This is a genomic window from Microvirga sp. Mcv34 (assembly GCF_024519725.1).
Taxonomy (GTDB): Bacteria; Pseudomonadota; Alphaproteobacteria; order Rhizobiales; family Beijerinckiaceae; genus Microvirga.
Map to the genome: position 1 here is coordinate 1 of NZ_JALJRK010000218.1, position 1,787 is coordinate 1,787.

General features: G+C 61.9%; 1 protein-coding gene and 1 pseudogene. One reads left to right on the forward strand and one right to left on the reverse strand.

Going from position 1 to position 1,787, the window contains the following annotated elements; translation table 11 throughout:
* The first annotated feature begins 192 nt into the window (after positions 1 to 192).
* Positions 193 to 654 (forward strand): copper chaperone PCu(A)C, encoded by a 462-nt coding sequence (locus OC446_RS30195; RefSeq protein WP_262032563.1) that lies wholly within the window; start codon positions 193 to 195, stop codon positions 652 to 654.
* Between the two features lie 49 nt (positions 655 to 703).
* Here OC446_RS30195 and OC446_RS30200 read toward each other — a convergent pair.
* Positions 704 to 1,588 (reverse strand): annotated as a pseudogene (locus OC446_RS30200) (IS5 family transposase); the annotation flags it as partial.
* Between the last annotated feature and the right edge of the window lie 199 nt (positions 1,589 to 1,787).

Consider the following 1,787-nt stretch of genomic DNA (forward strand, 5'->3'; position numbering starts at 1 on the left):
CACCGGAACAGCATGAGGTTCAGCACAAGCCGCTCAGCCAGGCCGCCGAGTGAACCAGCGGAAGATCAGGAGAACACCGCTGGAGCTGGCTGTTCAAGGGCCCGCCGCGTAGGCCTGCAAATTGTCGGAGGAGCCAACCGGCTCCTCCTCAGGAGAGAGTTCCACAAACCTGAATGCAATTTGAGGGAACACATGTTTAAGCATCGATCGAAGCTTTCAGCGGGAGTGCTAGTGATCTTGGCCGGTGCGGCTTCGCATCCTGTCGCCGCGGATAAGATCAGTGATATTGCTGGAGAGATCGCGATCGTCGACACGGCCATCGAACCCGCTGCCCGTGGCTCTTACACCGACGTGGTCTTCCGTCTCGAGAACAAAAGCTCCACCAAGATTCGCATGACACGGGTCGAGACGAAGCTCGGGGAGCGCGGCGCATTCGATGTCCATGCTGGGTCCGGATCGATCCACAGCGACGGTTTTAGCCTTGGAGCAGGCGAGTGGGCAACGTTCAACAAGGACAATCTCCGGCTAAAACTTGGTCCGCTCGATCGAGAGCTGAAGGAGGGAGAGGTGGTTGAGCTGACGTTCACATTCGACCGCTGGTCGACCGTGGTTCCGGTGCACGTCCATGCCGCACCACAATCGGCCAAGGACTAGCGGGCGGGGAAGGGGTAGTCGTCCGTGAAGAATTGTCTGGTGGCGTGACTCACGCCCGTCGAGGCGATGGACCGGATCCAACCAGCACCAGGACAAAGGCACACAAAAGTGCTGCCAGCCACCGCAGCAGGAGTGAGAAGTTGTACCCGACCGCCGCCAGCACGGCATTGATGCGGTCGCCCTCACGGCCTTTCAGATGATTGCGGCCCATCCGGTGCTCGGCTTTCAGATGCCCGATCACCGGCTCGATCGCTGCCCGTCGTTTCATCTCACGTTTGAGGGCGGCTGTGGTCCGGCGCACCTGGCCTGAGATCCAGACCTGGAAGCGGTTCGGGTGATTGTGTCCGCGATAGCCCTTGTCGACATGGGTGCGCTGGACCTCAACCCCGGTCATCGCCGCCACATCGGCGACCGCAGTCGCCAGCGTGTGACCGTCATACGGATTGCCGTGCAAGGCCCGGGCATGCAGCACGAACTGACCGCCCTTGGGCTGTGTCACCGGCGTGGCGATGCTCACCTTGCAGCCGAACTCATACGGTGTGCGGGCTTTGCCCTTGCCGATGCACTCCACCTCCGGCGCATGCAGCGCGTAGACCTTGGACCCGCGCTGGCGCTGGGTCTGCTGCCGAACCCTGACCGCCAAGGCCAGCAGCGGACTGAGGCGCTCCTCCAGGGCCGCATCGCCCTGGATCTTGCGGCGCACGTCCCGGATCACCCGCCCAAGCCGGGCACGCAGAAACCGCAGCTCGCGGTTCGCCCGCTTGAACTGATGCGCATGCTGATAGCGGCCGATCCGGATCAGGGCGTGTTTGGCCACTCTTCGATAACTCTGACGCAGTCTGACGCCACACCTCCTGGCGAGGTCCACGAGTTTGATCAGCGCCCGGTGCATCAGGCGGGCATCGGTGGGATAAGCCACCGCCTTGGGCTGAACTGCGCGTTTCGCGTGATCGTGAGCACGGATTTCACCGCATCGTGAGCACGGATTTCAGAGGATCGTGAGCAGCGATTTCGCGGCATCGTGAGCAACGATTTCAGAGGATCGTGAGCACCTTTTCGGAGGTGCCGGGAGCTTCGACCGACAACTCAACCGGCTACGGGATGTCTCTTCAACCCATGAGGAGGCCCGATGC

Bases quoted from the DNA above. Each gene is read 5' to 3' on its own strand.
- OC446_RS30195 (WP_262032563.1), top strand. From the start codon at position 193: ATGTTTAAGCATCGATCGAAGCTTTCAGCGGGAGTGCTAGTGATCTTG.